Here is a 3,613-nt window from a genome sequence, read left to right as displayed (position 1 = left end):
CACCTCTCCCGCTTGCGGGAGAGGTCGGCGCAACGCGCCGGGTGAGGGTTCTCTCCTCTAGGGGAGTGTCCCGTTGTGGAGAAACCCTCTCCCTAACCCTCCCCCCGCAAGCGGGGGAGGGAGCGCACCTTCCGTGTCGCGGCAAATGAAACCTAATCTCATCAGGCTTTAATGAACCGGGCTGACCACGATCGAAATGACATCGACCGAGGCGCCGCTGATCTGGAGCACGATCGGATTTGACGCAACGTCGAAGCGGACGGACTTCCTCAAGCCGAGGCAGTCGCTCCGGCCTGTGCTCCCGATCGATCGCGCGTAGCCGCCGTTCTGCACGACATCGACCCAGGCCTCGTCAGACAGGCGTTCGATCTGCTCCGCGTCGGATTCATCGTCCCGCGCATCACGCGCCCGGATCGCTTGCGTTCGGATAGAAGAGTTGCTCGCCGTTGATCTTGTAGCCGGCGATGGCTTTCTGTCCTTCGGACGAAACCAGCCAGTCGATGAATTGCTGGCCGAGGTCCTGCTTCACGCTGGGGTGTTTCTGCGGGTTGACCAGGATGACGCCGTACTGGTTGAACAGGCGCTTGTCCCCTTCGACGACGATCGCAAGCGGGCCACGGTTCTTGAACGAAAGCCACGTGCCGCGGTCGGCGAGCACATAGGCGTCGGATGCCGAGGCGGTGTTGAGCGCAGCGCCCATTCCCTGCCCGATCTCCTTGTACCAGGCGCCCTTGTCCTTTGCGAGGTCGATGCCGGCGACATTCCAGAGATTGAGCTCCGCTTGATGTGTGCCTGACTTGTCGCCCCGCGAGATGAAGGCGGCGCCCTTGTCCTTGATCGCCTTGAGGGCGGCGACGATATCCTTCGTGCCTTTGACACCCGCGGGATCGCTCGCGGGACCGATCAGGATGAAATCGTTGTACATCACGGGGTAGCGCTTCACGCCCGACCCTTCGGCAACGAACTTTTCCTCGGCGGGCCTCGCATGGACGAAGACCACATCGGCATCACCGCGGCGGCCGGTATCGAGCGCCTGGCCCGTGCCCTGAGCGACCACCTTCACGGCAATTCCGGTCTTGTCCTTGAACAGCGGCAGGATGTGGCCAAACAGGCCGGAGTCCTGGGTCGATGTCGTCGAAGCGACCACGATCGACTTGTCCTGCGCAACCGCGGGGGCGCAAAGCAGGGCACAGGCGGCGATCGCAATCAGATAGCGGCGGCTCAACATGTCGATCTCTCCGTCTTGATTAGATGATGAGTTCGCCGGCGACGAACTTCCTCGCCTCGGCGGTTGCGGGCGCATGGAAGAACGACGACGCAGCGGCCGTTTCGATCACGCGGCCCCGGTGAAGCATGACGATGTCCCCCGCAAGCCGCCGGGCCCCGCCGATGTCATGGGTCGACATGACCACCTTGATCCCGCGTTCGCTGACGGCGTGGATCACATCCTCGACGGCCTTGGTTGCAGCCGGATCGAGGCTGGCGGTGGGCTCGTCGAGGAAGAGGACGGCAGGCTCACGAGCGAGCGCGCGTGCAAGGGCGAGCCGCTGCTGTTCGCCCCCGGAGAGGCGGCGGGCAGGGCGTTGGGCAAGCTGTTCGAGCCCGACGAGTCCCAGAACCTCGTCGACGCGACGCTTCCATTCTGCGCGCTTCGTGCCCGCAACGCGCAAGGCGTAACGGATATTGCCGCTCGCGCTCCGCCTCAGCATGACCGGACGCTGGAACACGATGGCACGCCGTTGCGGGGCAACGTCGGTCCGGCCACCCCAGGTGACGCGGCCGCGCGACGGCGACACCAAACCCATTGCGGCGCGCAGCAGCGTCGTCTTTCCGGACCCGTTCGGGCCGACGACCACGGTCGGCGCCCCCGGAGTCAGCGTCAGGTCGATCCCGTCCAGGATGGTCACCGGGCCAACGGAGAAGCTCACGTTCTCGAAGCGGATGGGAAGTTCGCTGGACGGCGCGCGCATGCTCATCCCGCCAATCGTTCGCTCGCGCGCCGTGCGGTCCACGCGAGAATGTTGACGGCGATCACGAGCGTGATCAGCACGATGCCGAGGCCGATGGCCAGAGGCAGATCGCCTTTCGAGGTCTCCAGCGCGATCGCCGTGGTCATGGTGCGTGTGAAGCCCTCGATGTTGCCGCCGACGATCATGATGGCGCCGACCTCGGCCGCGGCCCGGCCGAACCCGGCAAGCAGCGCGGTGATGAGGCTGAAGCGGGCGTCCCAAACCAGCGTTGCCACCCGGCCCAGCGGGCCGACATTCATGGCGGTCAGTTCGTCCCGGTATTCGGTCCAGAGGTCCTCGATCGTTTGCCGCGTCAGCGCGGCGATGATCGGGGCGACCAAGATGGTTTGAGCGACGACCATCGCTGCGGGCGTGAACAACAGCCCCCATGACCCGAGGGGCCCCGACCGCGACAGGACGAGAAAAACGCCCAGCCCGACCACCACGGGCGGAAGCCCCATTAGCGCGTTGAGGATGACGATGACGGCCTGACGCCCGGGGAACCCGGTGAGCGCAAGAAGCGCCCCGAACGGCACACCAATGATGGCGGCAAGAGTCACGGCAGACAGGCTGACGACGAGCGAGAGCCGCACAATGGCAAACAGCGCCGGATCTCCAGCAAGGACGAGATCGAGCGCGGATACGTTCTCGGGCATATGCAATATTGCGCCGATCATCCCGTTATGGTCAAATCCGGAATATTTTCATGAATCTGCAGGAATTTTCTCGTGCGCGAGCTCCTCACGACGGATGAAGCGGCTGAGTACCTCCGGCTCTCCGAGCGCAAGCTCTACGAACTGGTCGCGAAAAATGCCGTCCCCTGCAGCAAGGTGACCGGCAAATGGATATTCCCGCGCACGGCTCTCAACCGATGGGTGGCGTCGGGCCTTTCTCCCACCGCCATGTCGCGCGAGCCTGCTCCACCCATTGTCGGGGGCAGCCACGACCCGCTGCTGGAGTGGGCGCTTCGTGAAAGCGGCTGCGGACTGGCGAGCCTGCCGGAGGGGAGCGAAGCAGGTCTGCGGCGGCTGACTGGTGGCGAGATCATGATGGCCGCAATCCATCTTCACGCCCTCGATGAGGATGGGGAGCAAACGAATATCGCCCGGATCGCCGATGCCCATGACTTCTACGACGCCGTCGTCATAGCCTTTGCCCGGCGAGAGCAAGGCCTGATCGTCCCGCCGGGCAATCCACTGAAGCTCGGGGATCTGGCCTCCGTCGCGAAGTCGGGAGCGCGCATGGCGCAACGTCCGCGCGGCGCCGGCGCCCAGCTCCTCATGATGACGTTGGCGGCCCGCGAGCGCATCGCAATCGGTGAGTTCGATCTGCAACAGCCCGTTTGCGCGACCGGAGACGAAATCGGCCACGCCGTGCGTTCGGGAAAAGCCGATTGTGGAATTGCAACCCGATCCGTTGCGCGCGCGACCGGACTGGACTTCGTGCCGCTGACCTGGGAGCGCTTTGATCTCGTCCTGAGGCAACGCGATTACTTCCTGCCGCAGCCGCAGAAGCTCTTCGGCTTTGTTCGTTCAACTTCTTTCCAGGAGCGGGCAAAGGAATTGGGCGGCTACGACACCACCGATACCGGTCATGTCCGGTTC

Annotated in this window: 4 protein-coding genes; 1 reads left to right on the top strand and 3 read right to left on the bottom strand. The window is 64.4% G+C overall.

The window, feature by feature from the left end; genetic code table 11:
- Positions 1–400: 400 nt before the first annotated feature.
- From JHD07_RS16745 to JHD07_RS16735, 3 genes are read right to left on the bottom strand one after another with little or no spacing between them, the layout of a single operon-like run.
- Positions 401–1,228 carry an extracellular solute-binding protein gene (locus tag JHD07_RS16745; RefSeq protein WP_291624164.1) on the bottom strand — a complete coding sequence of 276 codons (828 nt, stop codon included), beginning with the start codon at positions 1,226–1,228 and terminating at the stop codon, positions 401–403.
- A gap of 19 nt (positions 1,229–1,247) precedes the next feature.
- Entirely contained in the window at positions 1,248–1,970 is a 723-nt protein-coding gene (locus JHD07_RS16740; protein ID WP_291624165.1) for an ATP-binding cassette domain-containing protein, read from the bottom strand.
- Between the two features lie 2 nt (positions 1,971–1,972).
- Entirely contained in the window at positions 1,973–2,665 is a 693-nt protein-coding gene (locus JHD07_RS16735) for an ABC transporter permease (RefSeq protein ID WP_291624162.1), read from the bottom strand.
- A gap of 72 nt (positions 2,666–2,737) precedes the next feature.
- Here JHD07_RS16735 and JHD07_RS16730 point away from each other — a divergent pair.
- A partial coding sequence (locus JHD07_RS16730; RefSeq protein WP_291624160.1) for a helix-turn-helix transcriptional regulator occupies positions 2,738–3,613 on the top strand: 876 nt, incomplete at its 3' end.

Origin of the sequence: Bradyrhizobium sp. (assembly GCF_016462955.1) — a bacterium.
GTDB lineage: Bacteria > Pseudomonadota > Alphaproteobacteria > Rhizobiales > Xanthobacteraceae > Bradyrhizobium.
This window is presented reverse-complemented; position numbering and strand designations above follow the sequence as displayed.